Consider the following 18,275-nt stretch of genomic DNA (forward strand, 5'->3'; position numbering starts at 1 on the left):
ACGGACCGGGGGTTCGTCAGCTCAGCCCAGGTGCGCCGCCGGCGCGGCGGCGGCCGCACCCGCGCGGTCGGGGCGGGGGGTGTTCATCAGCACCGCGACCACCACCGCGACCGCGAGCAGAGTGACCGACGCGACCAGGTACGCGGAGGTGAAGCCCTCGACGAGCCCCGCCTTGACCACGTCCGGCACCGGCCCGCCCGCGGCCCGCCGCTCCTCCAGCGCCCCCGCGTCCGGCACCCGCTCGGCGAGGTAGTCGGCGGTGGCGCTGGTGGCCACGGTGTTGAGCAGCGCGGTGCCGATCGAGCCGCCGATCTGCTGCGAGGTGTTGACCGTCGCCGAGGCGACGCCGGCCTCCTCCTCGCGGACGCCGTGGGTGGCGTAGTTGATCGCGGGGGCCATCACCAGGCCCATCCCGACGCCCACCACCAGCTCCGCCGGCAGCACCCCGGCCGCGTACGAGGAGCCGGCGTCCAGCGTCGCCAGCCACCCGGTGCCCGCCGCGGCGCAGAGCAGGCCGGGGACGATCAGCGCCCGCGGCGGCACCTTGGGCAGCAGCCGGCCGGCGAGCCCGCCGGCGCCGACCAGCACCCCGGCGGCCAGCGGCAGGAACGCCACCCCGGTCTTCAGCGCCGAGTACCCCATGACGACCTGCATGTAGTACGTGAGGAAGAGGAACATCGCGAACATCCCCACGGTGGCCAGCGCGATGCTCAGGAACGCGCTCCCCCGGGCCCGGCTCTGCAGCACCCGCAGCGGCAGCAGCGGCTCCGCCGCGTTGCGCTCGTACAGCACGAAGCCGGTGAGCAGCGCGACGCCGAGGAAGAGCAGGCCGAGCACGACCCCGGAGTCCCAGCCCTCGGACTCCGCCTCGCTGCACCCGTAGACGACGGCGACCAGGCCGGTCACGGCGAGCAGCGCGCCGGGCACGTCGATCTTCCGCCGCTGCTGCTGGCGGGTGTCGGCGGGCAGCACCCACCAGCCGGCCGCGGCCGCCACCGCGATGGGGACGTTGACGTACAGGCACCAGCGCCAGTCCAGGTACTCGGTCAGCGCCCCGCCGGTGACCAGGCCGATCGCGCCGCCGCCGGCCGCGATCGCGCCGAAGATGCCGAAGGCGCGGGCGCGTTCGCGCTGCTCGGTGAAGCTCGTCGTGAGCAGCGACAGCGCCGCCGGCGCGAGCAGTGCGGCGAACGCCCCCTGCGCGGCCCGCGCGCCCAGCAGCGCGCCGAAGCCGGGCGCCGCGCCGCCGACCGCGGAGGCGGCGGCGAAGCCGACGAGCCCGGTCAGGAAGGCCCGCCGGCGGCCGGTGTAGTCGGCGATCCGGCCGCCGAGGAGCAGCAGGCCGCCGAAGGCCAGGGTGTACGCGGTGATCACCCACTGCCGGTCTCCGTCGGAGATGTCCAGGTCCGCCTGGGCGGACGGCAGTGCGATGTTCACGATCGTGACGTCCAGGACGATCATGAGCTGCGCCAGCCCGATGAAGGCGAGCGCGAGCCAGCGCCGCGGGTCGGCCGCCGCGGCCGTCTCGTTTTTTGTAGTGTCCATGCCACTACCTTTCTCGTGCGTGGTCCGGGTTCGGGTGGCTGCGTGCGGGGCTTGCGGGCGGTACGGGCGCTAGCGGGCGCTCCCGCCGACGATGCGGTCCGTCGCCCGGACGAACCGGGCGGCGGTGATGGCGGGGCCGGGCAGCGCGGCGCCGCGGGCCCGGGCGGCCTCGGGGCGGAGCCCGTCGAGGTACAGCTCCAGATGCCGGTGCGCGAGCGCCTCGTCCTCCAGCAGCCCGCCGCCGGGCAGCAGCATCGTCAGCCGCATGATCATGAACGGTACGTCGCCGAAGACGACGTCCTCGCGGAGCCGGCCGGCCCGCTGCGCCCGTACGATCAGCTCGTGCACCGGGCGCAGCGTCCGCGCGCGCTGCTCCGCCAGCTCCTCGTCGATCCGGATCCGGCCGGAGAGCGCGGGCAGCACCGCGCCGATGCGCATCCTCAGCGCCGCGTGGCCGAACCCGCGCAGCGCCTCGAACGGCTCCTCTCCGCCGGCCAGCGCCTCTTCCGCCGCCGCGCCCAGTTCGGTGAGCTTGGCGTGGGCGACGCCGCGGATCAGCGCCTCGCGGCTGGCGAAGTTCCGGTAGAGCGTCGCGATGCCGACGCCGGCCCTGCGGGCGACCTCCTCCAGCGGGGTGTCGGGGCCCTCGCCCACGAAGACCTCGCTCGCCGCCTTCAGGATCAGCTCGCGGTTCCGCCGCGCGTCCGCGCGCATGGGGGTCCGCATGACGACTCCTCAACCGAAGGGAAATTCTCCACTTACCCCGACCGTAGGAGGGAACCGGAGAGATTTCATCCAGCTGGAGGGAAGTGAGAGGGGATCGCCCGAAGATCCTCCGCATCGCGCCGCGCGCCCCGGGGGACACGCGAACGGGCCCGGGCCGGCGGCATCGCTGCCGCCCGCCCGGGCCCGTACCCGGAGGTCTCCCCCGGTCCGCTGCTCCGCTACTCGGTGAGGTTCACCGCGCGCGCCGAGGCCGCGCCGATCTCACCGGCGATCTCCTGCACGACGGCCGGCGGGATGGTGTCGTCCACGGTCAGCGCCACCAGCGCCTCGCCGCCCGCCTTGGCCCGCGACACCTGCATGCCGGCGATGTTGATGCCCGCCTCGCCCAGGATCCGGCCCATGGTGCCGACGACGCCGGGACGGTCGCCGTAGCTGAAGAACGCCATGTGGTCGGCGAGCGTGAGGTCGACGTCGTGCTCGCCGACCGCGACGACCTTCTGCTGGTGCTTCGGCCCGGAGAGCGTGCCGGAGACCGACACCTCCTCGCCGCTGGCGAGCGTGCCGCGCACCGTCACCACGTTGCGGTGGGCGTTCGACTCCGAGCTGGTGGTCAGCCGCACCTCGACACCGCGCTCCTGCGCGAACAGCGGCGCGTTCACGTAGCTCACGGTCTCGGCGACGATGTCCTCGAAGACGCCCTTCAGCGCGGACAGCTCCAGCACCTTCACGTCGTGCTGCGTGATCTCGCCGCACACCTCCACGTCGAGGCGGACCGCGACCTCGCCGGCCAGCGCCGTGAAGATCCGGCCCAGCTTCTCCGCCAGCGGCAGCCCGGGGCGCACGTCCTCGGCGATGACGCCGCCCTGGACGTTGACCGCGTCCGGCACCAGCTCGCCGGCCAGCGCGAGCCGCACCGAGCGGGCCACCGAGATGCCCGCCTTCTCCTGCGCCTCACCGGTGGAGGCGCCGAGGTGCGGGGTGGCGACGACGCTGTCGAACTGGAACAGCGGCGAGTCCGTACACGGCTCGGTGGCGTAGACGTCGAGGCCCGCGCCCGCGACCCGGCCCTCCTTCAGGGCGGCGGTCAGCGCCTCCTCGTCGACGATGCCGCCGCGGGCGGCGTTGACGATCCGGACGGACGGCTTGACCTTGTTCAGCGCCTCGTCGCCGATCAGACCCAGGGTCTCGGGGGTCTTCGGCAGGTGGACGGTGATGAAGTCGGAGGTCTCCAGGAGCTCGTCGAGCGAGACGAGCTTGACGCCCATCTGCGCGGCGCGCGCGGCCTGCACGTACGGGTCGTACGCCACGACGCGCATGCCGAACGCGGCCATGCGCTGCGCGACGAGCACGCCGATCCGGCCGAGGCCGACGACGCCGAGCACCTTCTCGTTCAGCTCGACGCCGGTGTACTTCGAGCGCTTCCACTCGCCGGCCTTGAGGGCGGCGTTGGCCTGCGGGATGTTCCGCGCGCTGGCGATGATCAGGCCGCAGGCCAGCTCGGCGGCGGTGACGATGTTGGAGGTCGGCGCGTTGACGACCATCACGCCGGCCTTGGTGGCGGCCGGCACGTCGACGTTGTCGAGGCCGACGCCCGCGCGGGCGACGACCTTCAGGCGGCGCGCGGCGGCGACGGCCTCGGCGTCGACCTTGGTCGCGCTGCGGATCAGGATCGCGTCGACGTCGGCGATGGCCGAGAGCAGCTCGGCCCGGTCGGCGCCGTTGCAGTGGCGGATGTCGAAGTCGGGACCGAGGGCGTCGACGGTGGCCGGCGAAAGCTCCTCGGCGATCAGTACGGCCGGCTTCCCGGGGGTGGCGCCGGATGCTGGGGCAGTGCTCACGTGGTCCTCACTGGATTCCTGTGCGGGACGGCCGTCCCGACGGCCGCAGGTGGAGGGATGCAGCGCCGGTCCGCCGGACAGACGCGTGCTGCCGCGTTTGAAGGACACACGACGCTGTGAGCCTGACGCGCGATGTACGAAGAGTGTAGTGGCGCGGGGCGGTGGCCGGGCGCCGCTGCGCCCCGCCACCGCCCGAACGAGCGACCCGCTCCGCTCAGTCCTTGTCGTCGACCCAGCTCATGAGCTTCCGCAGCTCCTTGCCGGTGGTCTCGATCAGGTGGTCGCCGTCCTGCTTCTTGTACTCGTTGTAGCGCGGGAGGCCGTTGTGGTACTCGGCCATCCAGTCCTTGGCGAACGAGCCGTCCTGGATCTCGCCGAGGATCTTCTTCATCTCGGCCTTGGTGTTGTCGTTGATGATCCGCGGGCCGGAGACGTAGTCGCCCCACTCGGCGGTCTCGGAGACCGACCAGCGCATCTTCTCCAGGCCGCCCTCGTACATGAGGTCCACGATGAGCTTCAGCTCGTGCAGGCACTCGAAGTACGCGATCTCCGGCTGGTAGCCCGCCTCGACCAGGGTCTCGAAGCCGGCCTTGACCAGCGCCGAGGTGCCGCCGCAGAGCACGGCCTGCTCGCCGAAGAGGTCGGTCTCGGTCTCCTCGGTGAAGGTGGTCTTGATGACGCCGGCCCGGGTGCCGCCGATGGCCTTCGCGTACGACAGGGCCAGCGCGAAGGCGCCGCCGGTGGCGTCCTGCTCGACGGCCGCGATGCACGGCACGCCGCGGCCCTCCTCGAACTGGCGGCGGACCAGGTGGCCCGGGCCCTTCGGGGCGACCATGCAGACGTCGACGCCGGCGGGCGGCTTGACGAAGCCGTAGCGGATGTTGAGGCCGTGGCCGAAGAACAGCGCGTCGCCGTCCTTGAGGTTGTCCTTCACGGACTCCTCGTAGACCCGGCCCTGGACCGGGTCCGGCACCAGCATCATGATCACGTCGGCCTCGGCGGCGGCCTCGGCGGGGGTGACGACGCGCAGGCCCTGCTCCTCGGCCTTCGCCCGGGACTTGGAGCCCTCGTGCAGGCCGACGCGAACGTCCACGCCGGAGTCGCGCAGCGACAGCGCGTGGGCGTGGCCCTGGCTGCCGTAGCCGAGGACCGCGACCTTGCGGCCCTGGATGATGGACAGGTCGGCGTCGTCGTCGTAGAACAGCTCGGCCACTGAAGTCTCTCCTAGGTCTTGCGGATGGGCCCACCGTACGTCTGGTTCGGCGGGGGGTCGTCGGGGTCCGGGGGCCCGGGGGTCTCCCCGGAGATCTTCCTCCACCGCCACCGCACGGAGTGCGGCAGGGATGCGGAGGGGCGGGGCACCGCCGTTGCGGCACCCCGGCCGGGGGTCACGCCGTTCTGTCGAGGGCGCGCAGTGAGCGGTCCGTGATGGAGCGGGCGCCGCGGCCGATGGCGATCGTGCCGGACTGGACCAGTTCCTTGATGCCGTACGGCTCCAGCATCTTCAGCATCGCCTCCAGCTTCTCGCCGCTGCCCGTGGCCTCGATCGTGACCGCCTCCGGGGAGACGTCCACGGTCTTGGCGCGGAAGAGCTGGACGATCTCGACGACCTGGGAGCGGGTCTCGTTGTCGGCGCGCACCTTCACCAGAACGAGTTCGCGCTGCACCGCCGCTCCGGGCTCCAGCTCGACGATCTTCAGCACGTTGACGAGCTTGTTGAGCTGCTTGGTGACCTGTTCCAGGGGCTGGTCCTCGACGTTCACCACGATCGTCATCCGGGAGATGTCCGGGTGCTCGGTGGTGCCGACGGCGAGGGAGTCGATGTTGAAGCCGCGGCGGAAGAACATCGCGGAGATCCTGGCCAGGATGCCCGGCTTGTTCTCCACCAGGACCGAGAGCGTGTGCTTGGACATGTCTTCGTCTCTCTCTTCGCTTCCCGGCCTCAGTCGTCCGCGCCGTCGCCGAAGTCCGGGCGGACGTCGCGCGCGGCCATGATCTCGTCGTTGGAGGTGCCGGCCGCGACCATCGGCCAGACCATCGCGTCCTGGTGGACGATGAAGTCCACGACGACGGGGCGGTCGTTGATGGCGTTGGCCTTCTCGATGACGGCGTCGAGCTGCTCGGGGTCGTCGCAGCGCAGGCCGACGCAGCCCATGGCCTCGGCGAGCTTGACGAAGTCCGGGCACCGGGTGCCGGCCGCCTGGCGGGCCCGCTCCTCGGGGCCGCCGGGCTCCTCGGCGGCGCCGTTGCCGTTTCCGTTGGGGCCGGAGTGCAGGACGGTGTTGGAGTAGCGCTTGTTGTAGAACAGGGTCTGCCACTGGCGGACCATGCCCAGCGCGCCGTTGTTGATGATCGCGACCTTGATCGGGATGCCGTTCAGCGCGCAGGTGACCAGCTCCTGGTTGGTCATCTGGAAGCAGCCGTCGCCGTCGATGGCCCAGACCGTCGCCTCCGGCGCGCCGGCCTTGGCGCCCATGGCGGCCGGGACGGCGTAGCCCATGGTCCCGGCGCCGCCGGAGTTGAGCCAGGTGCGGGGCTTGTCGTACTCGATGTAGTGGGCCGCCCACATCTGGTGCTGCCCGACGCCCGCGGTGTAGACGGTGTTCTCCGGGGCCAGCTCGCCGATGCGCTGGATCACCTGCTGCGGCGACAGCGTCCCGTCGGTGGGCAGGTCGTAGCCGAGGGGGTACGTCTCGCGCCAGCGGTTGAGCTGCTGCCACCACTCCGCGTACCGGGCCGTGCCGGCGGGGGCGCTCCCGCCCTGCCCGTCGAGCTGCTCCTGCTCGCTCTGCACCGCCACGATCAGGTCGGCGATGACCTCGCGGGCGTCGCCGACGATCGGCACGTCCGCCTCGCGGTTCTTGCCGATCTCCGCGGGGTCGATGTCGGCGTGCACGATCTTGGCGTACGGCGCGAACGTGTCCAGCTTGCCGGTGACCCGGTCGTCGAACCGGGCGCCGAGGGCCACGATCAGGTCGGCCTTCTGCAGCGAGGTGACCGCGGCCACCGTGCCGTGCATGCCCGGCATGCCCAGGTGCTGGGGGTGGGTGTCGGGGAAGGCGCCGAGGCCCATCAGCGTGGTGACGACCGGGGCGCCGGTCAGCTCCGCGAGGACCTTCAGCTCCGCGGTGGCGCGGGCCTTGAGCACGCCGCCGCCGACGTAGAGCACCGGGCGCCGGGCGGCGCCGACCAGCCGGGCGGCCTCGCGGATCTGCTTGGCGTGCGGCTTGGTCACGGGGCGGTAGCCGGGCAGCTCGTGCCGCGGCGGCCAGGAGAAGACCGTGGGCGACTGCAGCGTGTCCTTGGCGATGTCGACCAGCACCGGTCCGGGGCGGCCGGTCGAGGCGATGTGGAACGCCTCGGCGATCACCCGCGGGATGTCCGCGGGGTCCGTGACCAGCCAGTTGTGCTTCGTGATCGGCATGGTGATGCCGCAGATGTCCGCCTCCTGGAAGGCGTCCGTGCCGATCGACTTGACGACCACCTGGCCGGTGATCGCCACCAGCGGCACGGAGTCCATGTGCGCGTCGGCGATGGGTGTGACGAGGTTGGTCGCGCCCGGCCCCGAGGTGGCCATGCAGACGCCCACCTTGCCGGTGGCCTGCGCGTACCCGGTGGCGGCGTGCCCCGCGCCCTGCTCGTGGCGGACGAGGACGTGCCGGACCTTCGTGGAGTCCATCAGCGGGTCGTACGCGGGGAGGATGGTCCCGCCCGGAATGCCGAACACCGTGTCCGCGCCCACGGCCTCCAGGGCGAGGATGAGGGACTGCGCGCCCGTCACGGTCTTTTCTGCCGGTGTGTGCCCCGGGACGCGGGACTGTCCCCCGCTGCGGGCCCGCGGCGGCTGCGGGTGGGGCTCACTCCGCGGGGGAGCCTGCTCGGTCATCGGTTTCTCTTCTCGTCTTCGAGTGGTGCGAGGGTCGGGGGAGGAGCAGCGGGTTCGAGCAACAAAAAACCCCTCGTGCCAGATGGCAAGCGAGGGGAGCGCGTCGGCGCGGTCCGGGAGTCGGGATCCGCTTCAGCCGACGCGCTGTCCAAGTACGAGAATTCGGGTGCGCATGGACCTGACCTTGCCCCCGGCGCGCCGGGGGTGTCAAGTTTGTGGGACCCGGGTCTCACTATGTGAGCGCAATGGCCGATGTGTCCTCTTCCGGCAGCGCGAACGCTCCCAGGGCCAGTGCGTCCCGTACCCGCTCCTCCTCCAGTGGTTCGCAGTAGGCCATGCCCTGCGCGTGCCGGCAGCCCAGCGCACGCAGCACCTCGGCCTGCTCGGGCAGGTCGACTCCCTCGGCCGTCGAGTCCAGGCCCAGCTCGCCGGCGATGCCGATCATCCCGGCCGCGATGGCGCGCAGCCGGGGCGACTCGGCCAGCCCGTCGACCAGGCCCCGGTCCAGCTTGAGCACGTCCACCGGCAGCCGGCGCAGCGCGGCGATGGCGGCGTGACCGCTGCCGAAGCCGTCGAGCGCGATGCGCACGCCGAGGCGGCGCAGCGCCACCAGGCGCCGCTCCAGCTCGTCCATGCCGGCCCGGGTGTCGCTGTCGGCGACCTCGATGGTCAGCGCGCCGGGCGGCAGCCCGTGCCGCATCAGCAGGGCCTCCACCAGCTGCGGGGACATGCCCCGGTCGGTGAGCCGCGCGGCCGACATCCGTACGGTCACGGGGATGCCCATGCCCGCCTCGTACCGCTCGGCGGCCTTCTCGACCGTCGACTCCAGCAGCCAGCGGGCCAGCTCCGCGGTCCGCGCCCGGTCCTGCGCGCTGCCGCCCCGGCCGGTGTCCGGCGGGCCCTGCATGAACTCGGCGGGCGCGTGCACGATGCCCTGCGGGGAGCGCCAGCGCGGCTGCGCCGACAGCGCCGCGAGGCGCCCGCTGGACAGCTCCACCACCGGCTGGTGGACGAGGGTGAACTGTCCGTCGTCCAGCGCGGAGCGCAGCCGGTTCGCCATCTCTATCCGGCGCACCACCTCGGCCTGCATCTGCGGAGCGTACAGCTCGACGCGCGCCTTGCCGGCCTGCTTGGCGCGGTACATCGCCAGGTCGGCGTTGCGCATCAGCTCCGCGGGGGTGCTGCCGGGCTCGGCGAAGGCCACGCCGATGCTGGCCGCGACCCGCACCTCGACGCCGCCCGCCGTGTAGGGCTCGGAGAGCCGCACCCGCAGCCGGTCGGCGACCTCGCGGGTACGCCGCTCGCGCCCGGTGCCGTCCGACCGGTTCTCCCCGGCCGCGCCGCCGACGAGCAGCACGGCGAACTCGTCGCCCCCGAGTCTCGCCGCCGAGTCCCCGGAGCGGATCGACTCCTGGAGCCGGCGGCCGGCCTGGATGAGCAGCTCGTCGCCGGCGGCGTGGCCGACGGTGTCGTTGACCGCCTTGAAGCCGTCGAGGTCGATGAAGAGCACGGCCGCGTTGGCGTCCCCGGCCCGCCGGCCGCCGAGAGCGTGGCCGACACGCTCGGTGAACAGCTCCCGGTTCGGCAGGTCGGTGAGCCTGTCGTGGGAGGCGCTGTGCTGCAACTGCGCCTGGAGCCGGACCCGCTCGGTGACATCCCGGGAGTTGAAGATCAGGCCGTTGTGGTGCCGGTTGACCGTCGACTCGACGTTCAGCCAGCCGTCCTCGCCGTACGCTTCCTGGCCGCCGGCTCTCGCGCCGCCGCGCCGGCCCCGGCCGGCCCGGAAGCGGCACTCGATGCGGATCGAGCGCGCCCCGCCCGGCGGCGCCGACAGGAACCGGCGCACCTCGTGCAGCACCCGGCCCAGGTCGTCCGGGTGGATGAGCCCGGCCAGCTCGCAGCCGACCAGCTCCTCCGGGTCCGTGCCGTAGACCCCGAGGGCCGCGGGGCTGACGTAGCGCAGCACGCCGGACGGCGCGGCGATCATGATGACGTCGCTCGAACCCTGCACGAGCGAGCGGAAGTGGTTCTCCTTCTGGGCGAGTTCCTGGGTGAGGCTGATGTTGTCCAGCAGCATGATCGCCTGGCGGACGACCAGCGCCAGCACGACCGTGCACGCGGTCATCAGCACCACGCGGTCCACGCTGCGGCCGTCCAGCAGGTTGTACAGGATCCCCAGCGTGCACACGCCGGCCGCCAGGTACGGCGCGAGCGCGCCGATGTGCCCGGCGATGGGGCGGCCGCGCTCCTTCTGGGCGCACTCCTCGGCGTCCTCCGCCTCCTCGGCTCTGCCGACCCAGGGGGCGTACGCGAGCAGGACCGAGCCGGCGAACCAGCCGGCGTCCAGCAGCTGCCCCGAGTGGTACTGCTCCTGGAGCAGCGGCGAGGTGAACAGCGCGTCGCACAGGACCGTGAGGACCAGCGCGCCGATCGCCGTGTTGATCGCGGAGCGGCCCGCGGCGGTGCGCCGGAAGTGCAGCGCGAGCACCATGCTGACCAGCACGATGTCCAGCAGCGGGTACGCGAGCGAGAGCGCCACCCGCGGCACCGACTCGTCGTCCCCCGCGGCGTGCGCCAGGGCGAGCGTCCAGGAGATCGTGAGCAGGGAGCCGCCGATGAGCCAGGTGTCCAGGCCCAGGCAGATCCAGCCCGCCCTGCTCACCGGCCGCCGGGCGAGCACCAGCAGGCCGATGACCGCCGGCGGCGCGAAGAGCAGGAAGAAGAAGTCCGCCACGGACGCCTCGGGCAGCGGCCGCTCGAGCACGACCTCGTACCAGCCCCAGATGCCGTTGCCGACGCCCGCCATGGCGGACGAGACACCGAACATGAGCCAGGCCGGCCGGAAGCGGCCCTGGCGGATACGCGCGTAGTAAAGACACGAGAAGGCGGCCGCGAACGCCGCCGCGCTCAGCCCGAAGTCCCCCATGATCAGGGCGAGTCGGGCGGAGCCCCAGCCCAGAGCGGCACCGGTGGCATACCCCGCGCAGAGCACCGCGAGGACCAGCTGGGGTACGACCCCCGCGGGCAACGGCGGCCTGGGCACCACCGCCCCGATCGACGCGGTCACCGCGCCCCCCGGCTGCCGGGAGCCGGTCGCGTCAGCGATCCCGCCGCGACGCCGGCTCTCAGGGCCGGGAGGCGCGCGGGACTACCGCGCTGCCCGCGGACCGGAAATGTTTTCCACTTGCCGTGCATGTGCCCATCGCCCCCCTCGATATCGGTTGCGCCGCCGGCAGCGGGCCGGCCACGTTGACGTCGGGAGCAATCCCCGCTGCGGACGATACACCAGGTTCGTCACGCAGGGACATACTTCCTCTACGGAGCGTAACTAAAACCGAGAGTCGCGCCTCAACTACGTAGAGTGTTCGTGCGGTTGTCCGTCAGGCCACGGCGACCACGTGCTCCACCGGTTCACCGGCGGCAAACCGGCGCAACTGGGCGCGCAGCAGCCTCTCCGCACGCGGCCGGAAGGCGGACGTGGGCCCGCCGGTGTGCGGGCTGATCAGCACTCCGGGCGCGTGCCACAGCGGGTGGCCGGCCGGCAGCGGCTCGGGGTCCGTCACGTCGAGCGCGGCCCGCAGCCGGCCCGGCCGCACCTCGTCGAGCAGGGCATTCGTGTCCACGACGGCGCCGCGGGCGACGTTCACGAGCAGCGCGCCGTCCTTCATCCGGGCCAGGAACCCGGCGTCGACCAGGCCGCGGGTGTCGTCGGTCAGCGGGGTCGTCACGATCACCACGTCGGCGGCGGGCAGCAACTCCCGTACGTCGGCGAGGGCGTGGACGGGACCGCGCGGTGTGGTGCGGGGGGAGCGCGCGATGCGTACGACCCGCTCGCACTCGAAGCCCGCGAGCCGGTCCTCCACCGCACTTCCGATGGCGCCGTAGCCGAGGATCAGCACGGTCTTGTCGGCGAGCGACGGGTGGAAGCCGGTGCGCCACTCCTCCGCGTCCTGGCGGCGCACGAAGTCCGGGATGCCGCGCAGCGAGGCGAGGGTGAGCGCGAGCGCCAGCTCGGCGGTCGACGCCTCGTGCACGCCGCGGGCGTTGCACAGCCGGGCCCCCGGCGGCAGCGAGGCCAGCGCCGGCAGATAGGCGTCGACGCCGGCGGTGAGGGTCTGCAGCACCTTCAGCCGCGTCATCTCCGGCACCGGGTCGTGAGTGATCGGACGCATGTACGGGGCCACCAGGAAGACGCAGTCCGCCGGGTCGGCCGGGAAGGCCGGCTCGGCGTCCCAGTGGACGTAGTCGAGCTCCCCCGGCAGACCGGTGATCTCGTCCGGCGGAATCGGCAGCCACACCTGTCCATCGCTCATGGACACGAGGCTAGGCGATCGGTGCGGGCGCACGGGTTGCCGGGGTGAGGGGACCGAGGCCGCGGGCCCACTGTCGGCGGCAGGGTCTAGGGTGCCTTGCGTGGAGCGCAGGACGATCGGGGCGGCGGCCCTCCAGGTGGGCGCTGTCGGCCTCGGCTGCATGCCGATGAGCTGGGCGTACAGCACGTCGCGGCAGCAGGGCGAGGAGTCCGTACGGGCCGTGTGCGCGGCGCTCGACGCCGGCGTGAGCCTGCTCGACACCGCCGACATGTACGGGCCGTTCACCAACGAGCTGCTGGTGGGCCGGGTGCTCAAGGAGCGGCGCGCGGACGCGTTCGTCTCCACCAAGGTGGGCCTCCTCGTCGGCGAGCAGCACGTCGTCGCCAACGGCCGCCCGTCGTACGTCAGGCGCGCCTGCGACGCCTCGCTGCGCCGGCTGCAGACCGACGTCATCGACCTGTACCAACTGCACCGCGAGGACCCCGAGGTGCCGGTCGAGGAGACCTGGGGCGCGATGGCGGAGCTGGTGGCGGCGGGCAAGGTGCGCTCGCTCGGGTTCTGCGCGGTCGGCGCGCGGGCGGACCGCCGGGCGGGCGGCGGGATGTACGACGCGACGATCCGCCGGCTGGGCCGGGTGCAGCAGGTGTTCCCGGTCAGCAGCGTGCAGGCGGAGCTGTCGGCGTGGTCGCCGGAGGCGCTGGCGAGCCTGCTGCCGTGGTGCGAGGCGCGCCAGGTCGGGTTCCTCGCGGCGATGCCGCTGGGGCACGGGTTCCTCACCGGCACGCTGACGCCGGGGCAGGGCTTCGAGCCGGACGACATACGCGCCCGGCACCCGCGGTTCACCGCCGAGATGATGGCGGCGAACCAGCCGGTGGTCGCCGGCCTGCGGCGGGTGGCCGAGCGGCACGGCGCGACGCCGGCCCAGGCGTCGCTGGCGTGGGTGCTGGCGCAGGGGGCGCACGTGGTGCCGGTGCCGGGGGCGAAGCGGGCGCGGTGGGCGGTGGAGAACGCCGCGGCGGCGGGGCTGCGGCTGACGGCCGCGGACCTGGCGGAGATCGCGGCGCTGCCGCCGGCGCAGGGGTCGTGGGAGTAGCTCCGTACGGGCAGGAACCACGCACCGGCGCGCGGTGCACTCCCGGTTGTGATGTGCTTGGGTACGTTCCCGGCCGCCGCCTGCCCAAGGAGAACCGTCCCGTGAGAGCCCGCGCCGTCGTCGCCTTCCGGCTGGCAGCCGCCGCCGCACTCGTGCTCGCCGCCGGCTGCTCGTCGGGGGACGACGACAGCTCAGGGAGGTCGGCCGAGGAGTCGTCCTCCGCCGCCCCCGCCGGCAGCGGCGGCTCCGGCGAGCAGGGCTCGCCGCCGCCGGACAAGGGCTCCGCGAAGGTCGTCGGCACCGTCGCCGAGAACCTTCGGACGCCGTGGGGCCTGGCGGAGCTGCCCGGTGGCGACCTGCTGGTCTCCTCCCGCGACAGCGGCACCGTCTACCACGTGGCCGCGAAGGGCGGGAAGGTCACCGAGGCGGGCGAGGTCCCCGGCGTGCAGGGCGACCCGGGCAACGAGGGCGGCCTGCTGGGCCTCGCCCTCGGCGCCGACGAGATGGTCTACGCGTACTTCACGTCCGACAGCGACAACCGCATCGTACGGATGACGTACGACTCGGACGGGCCCGAGGGCAACCGGCTGGGCGCGCCGGACACCGTCTTCCGCGGCATCCCCAAGGGCGGCCGGCACAACGGCGGCAGGATCGCGTTCGGCCCGGACAAGATGCTCTACGTCGGCACCGGCGAGGCCGGCGATCCGGCGCTCGCGCAGGACCGGGAGTCGCTGGGCGGCAAGATCCTGCGGATGACGCCGGACGGCGAGCCGGCGCGCGGCAACCCGGACGCGGGGTCGGTGGTGTACTCGTACGGCCACCGCAACGTGCAGGGGCTGGCCTGGGACGACGACAAGCGGCTGTGGGCCGCGGAGTTCGGCGACCAGAAGTGGGACGAGCTGAACCTGATCGAGCCCGGCGGGAACTACGGCTGGCCGGAGGCGGAGGGCAAGGAGAACCGGGAGGGCATGATCGACCCCGTCGTGCAGTGGGCCACCCCGGACGCCTCCCCGAGCGGCATCGCGTTCGCGGACGGGTCGATCTGGATGGCGTCGCTGCGCGGCGAGCGGATGTGGCGGATCCCGCTGGACGGCGAGAAGGCGGCGGCGGACCCGCAGGCGTTCTTCGACGGCGAGTACGGGCGGCTGCGCACGGTGCAGCGGGCGTCGGACGGCGATCTGCTGCTGATGACCAACGAGACGGATCTGCGCGGCACGCCGGAGAAGGGCGACGACCGCATCCTGCGGGTGGAGGTCAGCTAGGGCGTACGCCCCCGGGCGGCAGGGCCCGGGGCGCGTACCACCGGACTCGCCCGCCACGGCCGCTGTGGGTCGGAGGGCCCGGCTCACTCAGCCGCCGTCGAACAGCCGCAGCCGGTGCGCCACCGCCGCCGCCTCGCCGCGCGCCGCCACCCCCAGCTTCGCCAGGATGTTGGACACGTGCACGCTCGCGGTCTTCGGCGAGATGAACAGCTCCTCGGCGATCTGCCGGTTGCTCCGGCCCGCCGCCACCAGCCGCAGCACGTCCGCCTCCCGGGCCGTCAGGCCCAGCGCCTCCGCCGGGTCCTCCGGCTCCGCCGCCGCGGCGTCCGGGGCCAGGGCGATGCGGGCGCGGGACGCCAGCGCCTCGGCGTCGCGGGCGAGCCCGGCCGCGCCGAGTGCCGTCGCCGTCCCGTACGCCCGCCGCAGCGCCTCCGCCGCGCCGTCGCGCGCCGCGCCCGGCCCCGGGGCGCTCGCGAGCAGCGACTCCGCCCGGCGGTAGCGCGTCAGCGCCTGCTGGTACGGCCACTCCAGCTCCGCCCACGCCGCTTCGGCCTCCGCCCAGCGCGCCGTCGCGTCGCGGCCCTCCGCCGCCAGCAGCTCGGCCTCCGTCATCAGCGCCTGCGCCTCCCACGGCGGCGCGAACCGCGGCAGGTTGCGCATCGCCGCGCGGATCCGGGCCAGCGCCGCCGCCCGGCCCGCCTCCGCCGCGGGCAGCCCGCGCAGCCGGGCCTCGGCGGCGGCCGCGGCGTAGAGCAGCGGCCAGGCGTAGCGCTGCATCCCCAGCCGCAGCCCGTCGCCGACCGCCTGCTCGAACACGGCGCGCACCTCGGCGACCCGCCCCTCGGCGGCGGCCAGCCGGATCGTCATCTCGGCGCGCGGCAGCTCGTACTGCGGCTGCCGGTCGTTGCCGAACTCCTCCCGGGCCGCGGCGAGTTCGCCGCGCGCGCCGGCGTGGTCGCCGCGCAGCAGCGCGAGCAGCGCCCGGTCCAGCATCGCGCTGCCGCGCAGCTGCGTGCTGCGCGCGGTGCGGAACTGCGCGTCCGCGGCCTCGTCCGCCTCGGTCCAGCGGCCGAGCGACAGCAGTGCGTTGGCGCGGTTGCCGTGGCTGAGCGAGAGGAACGTGGCGAGCCCGGAGTCGGTCAGCATCCCGACCGCCTCCTCGGCCGCGGCCACCGACTCCGCGGACCTGCCGACGCCTTCGAGGGCCGAGGGCAGGTTGGCGTACGCCCGGGCCGCGGCCACCGCCAGGCCGCCGGCCGCCGCCCGTTCCCGTACCGCGTGGAACTCCGCGATGCCGCCCTCGACGTCGCCGGAGTCGACCATCATCCAGGCCCGCGGGATGCGCACGGTCAGCTCCGTCTCCTCGGCGCCGACCAGCCGGGCGAGCTGCACGGCCCGCTCGGCGGCCTCGATGGCGCCGCCGCCGGGCGTGTGCATCGCCTGCCAGTTGGCGACCTCGGCGAGCACCTGCGCGTGCACCGGCGACGGCGGCAGGCCGCGGACCAGCTCCTGCGCCCGGTGCAGGTCCTCCCGGCCGTCGCCGCGGCCGAGGCCCTGCACGCAGCGGGCGCGCTCGACGCGGAACCACGCGGCGCGCAGCGGCGAGCCGGTGCCGAGCAGCCGCAGCGCGCGGTCGCCGAGCGTGAGGGCCCGGCCGAACGCGGAGGCGAGCCGGGCCGCGAACACGGTCTCGGCCAGCAGGTCGGCGAACTCGGGGCGGTCGGCCCGCGGGTAGGCGCCGCCGGAGTGCGGCACGGTGCGGGCCTCCGGCGGCGCGTCGTCCCACAGCGCGACGGCCCGCTCCAGCAGCGCGAGCTGGTCGGCGAAGGCGTGCCGGGCGCGGGCGTCCGCGGCGGCGGCGAGCACGGCGGGCAGCGCGCGGGCGGAGTCGCCGGCCTGGTACCAGTAGCCGGCGAGCCGGGCGGGGCGCTCGTCCGCCCGTACGAGCGCGGGGTCGGCCTCCAGCGCCTCGGCGAAGCGGCGGCTGAGGCGGGCGCGTTCGCCGGGGAGCAGGTCGTCGGAGACGGCCTCGCGCATGAGGGCGTGCCGGAAGCGGTACGCGTCCACCCGCTCGTCGGCGGGCAGCAGCACCCCGGCGCCGATGGCGGTGCGCAGCGCGTCGAACAGGTCGTCCTCGCCGAGCCCGGAGACGGCGGCGAGCAGCGCGGTGTCGACGCGGTCGCCGCCGACCGCGGCCAGCGCGACGATCCTGCGCGCGGCGTCCGGCAGCGCCTCGGTCCGTACGAGCAGCAGGTCGCGCAGCGACTCGCCGATCCCGCCGGCCGGCCGCCCGAAGGCCGCGCCGCCCGCACCCGCGCCGACGCCCCGGACGCCCCCGACGCCCGTGCCGATGCCCGCGGCCAGCTCCTCGACGAAGAACGCGTTGCCGTCCGAGCGCCCGTAGACCTCCGCCACCAGCTCCTCCGGCGGCTGCCCGCCGCGCAGCCCGGCGAGCTGGCTGCGGACCTCGTCGCGGCTGAACCGGGCCAGCTCGAAGCGGCGTACGCCGCGCAGCCGGTCCAGCTCGGCGAGGCCGGGGCGCAGCGGGTGGCGGCGGTGCAGGTCGTCGGAGCGGTAGGTGGCGACGACGAGCAGGCGGGCGGCCTGGACGGAGCGCAGCAGGTAGCCGAGGAGCTCCCGGGTGGAGTTGTCGGCCCAGTGCAGGTCCTCGACGACCAGCACGAGGACCCGCTCGCCGGCCAGCTTCTCCAGCATCCGGGCGGCCAGCTCGTACAGCCGCGCCCGCCCGGCCTCGCCCTGCCCGGCGGCCGGCGGGTCGGGGATCGGCCCCAGCTCGGGCAGCAGCCGGGCCAGCTCGCCCTGCTGTCCGGCGACGACCTCGTCCAGCCGGTCGCCCAGGCGGCGGCGCAGGGCGCGCAGCGCGGTGGAGAAGGGCGCGAAGGGCAGGCCGTCGGCGCCGGACTCGATGCAGTTGCCGACGGCGGCGACCGCCCCTGCGGCCTCGGCGCGGGCCAGGAACTCCTCCACCAGCCGCGACTTGCCGACGCCCGCCTCGCCGCCCACGAGCACGGCGCACGGCTCGCCGGCGGCGGCCCTGTCGTACGCCTCCGTCAGCGTGCCCAGCTCCGCGGAGCGGCCGACGAAGACCCGGACGCCGGCGCGGTCGCCGGCGTCCGGGGCCGCCTGCTCGGGGTGCTCCAGGGACTCCACGCGACCGAGCATCGCACGTCACGCCGCGGGCCGCGGCGCCGGCCGGGGAGAGGCCCGCGGGCCCCGCCGCGGCAGGGCCTTAGAGGGCCGTAGGGCGGTGCGGGAGGGGGCCTTAGACGGCTGGGCCCCGCCGCGGCGGGCATCTAAGGCGCCGCGTGCGCGGAGATGAGGAAGTCGCCCGATGCGCCGCACCCCCCTGGGAGACGAGTCTTGAGGCACAGGGAGAAACACGGCGAGGAAGCCGACACACAGGGGAGCGACCATGTACGACTACGAGATCCACCGGGCCCGGTCCACCGAGCTGCGCCGCGAGGCGGAGCAGTACCGGATGGCGCGCGGCGCCGTCCTCGCCCGCCGGGCGCGCGGACGCCGGTCGGCCGCCGCGGGCGACGGGGGCGGGGCCGCCGCCCGCCGCGGGAGCTGGGTGAAGGCGGCCTGAGG

At 74.2% G+C, this 18,275-nt stretch carries 12 protein-coding genes; 3 read left to right on the forward strand and 9 right to left on the reverse strand.

The features are described 5' to 3' along the window. Window positions 1-21 precede the first annotated feature (21 nt). From LG396_RS11670 to LG396_RS11705, 8 genes are all read right to left on the reverse strand, one after another. Window positions 22-1,545, reverse strand: coding sequence for a DHA2 family efflux MFS transporter permease subunit (locus tag LG396_RS11670; protein ID WP_225794677.1), 1,524 nt, complete (start codon window positions 1,543-1,545; stop codon window positions 22-24). A 69-nt stretch (window positions 1,546-1,614) separates the two neighbouring features. Then, on the reverse strand, window positions 1,615-2,271 hold the full coding sequence (locus LG396_RS11675) for a TetR/AcrR family transcriptional regulator (RefSeq protein ID WP_037743265.1): 657 nt from the start codon (window positions 2,269-2,271) through the stop codon (window positions 1,615-1,617). Between the two features lie 218 nt (window positions 2,272-2,489). Beyond that, window positions 2,490-4,109 (reverse strand): phosphoglycerate dehydrogenase, encoded by a 1,620-nt coding sequence (serA, locus tag LG396_RS11680; RefSeq protein WP_018838937.1) that lies wholly within the window; start codon window positions 4,107-4,109, stop codon window positions 2,490-2,492. Window positions 4,110-4,323: 214 nt separating this feature from the next. Beyond that, window positions 4,324-5,322, reverse strand: a complete 999-nt coding sequence (gene ilvC / locus LG396_RS11685; protein WP_018838936.1) for a ketol-acid reductoisomerase — start codon at window positions 5,320-5,322, stop codon at window positions 4,324-4,326. Between the two features lie 175 nt (window positions 5,323-5,497). Next, window positions 5,498-6,022, reverse strand: a complete 525-nt coding sequence (ilvN, locus tag LG396_RS11690; RefSeq protein ID WP_018838935.1) for an acetolactate synthase small subunit — start codon at window positions 6,020-6,022, stop codon at window positions 5,498-5,500. 29 nt (window positions 6,023-6,051) lie between these two features. After that, entirely contained in the window at window positions 6,052-7,995 is a 1,944-nt protein-coding gene (locus LG396_RS11695) for an acetolactate synthase large subunit (protein WP_026278185.1), read from the reverse strand. Window positions 7,996-8,227: 232 nt separating this feature from the next. Further along, window positions 8,228-11,062: a putative bifunctional diguanylate cyclase/phosphodiesterase gene (locus LG396_RS11700; protein WP_225794678.1), complete on the reverse strand. Its 2,835-nt coding sequence runs from the start codon at window positions 11,060-11,062 to the stop codon at window positions 8,228-8,230. A gap of 313 nt (window positions 11,063-11,375) precedes the next feature. Next, window positions 11,376-12,293, reverse strand: coding sequence for a 2-hydroxyacid dehydrogenase (locus LG396_RS11705; RefSeq protein WP_372483492.1), 918 nt, complete (start codon window positions 12,291-12,293; stop codon window positions 11,376-11,378). 115 nt (window positions 12,294-12,408) lie between these two features. Between LG396_RS11705 and LG396_RS11710 the strand changes: the two genes are divergently transcribed. Both LG396_RS11710 and LG396_RS11715 read left to right on the forward strand, forming a co-directional pair. Beyond that, window positions 12,409-13,401: an aldo/keto reductase gene (locus LG396_RS11710; RefSeq protein ID WP_225794680.1), complete on the forward strand. Its 993-nt coding sequence runs from the start codon at window positions 12,409-12,411 to the stop codon at window positions 13,399-13,401. Between the two features lie 101 nt (window positions 13,402-13,502). After that, window positions 13,503-14,663 carry a PQQ-dependent sugar dehydrogenase gene (locus LG396_RS11715; protein ID WP_225794681.1) on the forward strand — a complete coding sequence of 387 codons (1,161 nt, stop codon included), beginning with the start codon at window positions 13,503-13,505 and terminating at the stop codon, window positions 14,661-14,663. A gap of 87 nt (window positions 14,664-14,750) precedes the next feature. Here LG396_RS11715 and LG396_RS11720 read toward each other — a convergent pair whose 3' ends face one another. Continuing rightward, window positions 14,751-17,846 (reverse strand): helix-turn-helix transcriptional regulator, encoded by a 3,096-nt coding sequence (locus LG396_RS11720; protein WP_225794682.1) that lies wholly within the window; start codon window positions 17,844-17,846, stop codon window positions 14,751-14,753. 250 nt (window positions 17,847-18,096) lie between these two features. On the opposite strand from LG396_RS11720, the gene LG396_RS11725 reads away from it, so the two are divergent. Then, complete coding sequence (locus LG396_RS11725) at window positions 18,097-18,273, forward strand: hypothetical protein (protein ID WP_018838928.1); 177 nt, start codon at window positions 18,097-18,099, stop codon at window positions 18,271-18,273. Window positions 18,274-18,275 lie beyond the last annotated feature (2 nt).

The organism is Streptomyces aculeolatus (assembly GCF_020400605.1).
In the GTDB taxonomy this organism is placed as follows: Bacteria; Actinomycetota; Actinomycetes; order Streptomycetales; family Streptomycetaceae; genus Streptomyces; species Streptomyces aculeolatus.

Excerpts from the sequence above, each read along its gene's own strand:
- LG396_RS11670 (WP_225794677.1), bottom strand. The coding sequence starts at position 1,545 with ATGGACACTACAAAAAACGAGACGGCCGCGGCGGCCGACCCGCGGCGC.
- LG396_RS11675 (WP_037743265.1), bottom strand. The coding sequence starts at position 2,271 with ATGCGGACCCCCATGCGCGCGGACGCGCGGCGGAACCGCGAGCTGATC.
- ilvN (WP_018838935.1), bottom strand. The coding sequence starts at position 6,022 with ATGTCCAAGCACACGCTCTCGGTCCTGGTGGAGAACAAGCCGGGCATC.
- LG396_RS11695 (WP_026278185.1), bottom strand. The coding sequence starts at position 7,995 with ATGACCGAGCAGGCTCCCCCGCGGAGTGAGCCCCACCCGCAGCCGCCG.
- LG396_RS11720 (WP_225794682.1), bottom strand. The coding sequence starts at position 17,846 with ATGCTCGGTCGCGTGGAGTCCCTGGAGCACCCCGAGCAGGCGGCCCCG.
- LG396_RS11725 (WP_018838928.1), top strand. The coding sequence starts at position 18,097 with ATGTACGACTACGAGATCCACCGGGCCCGGTCCACCGAGCTGCGCCGC.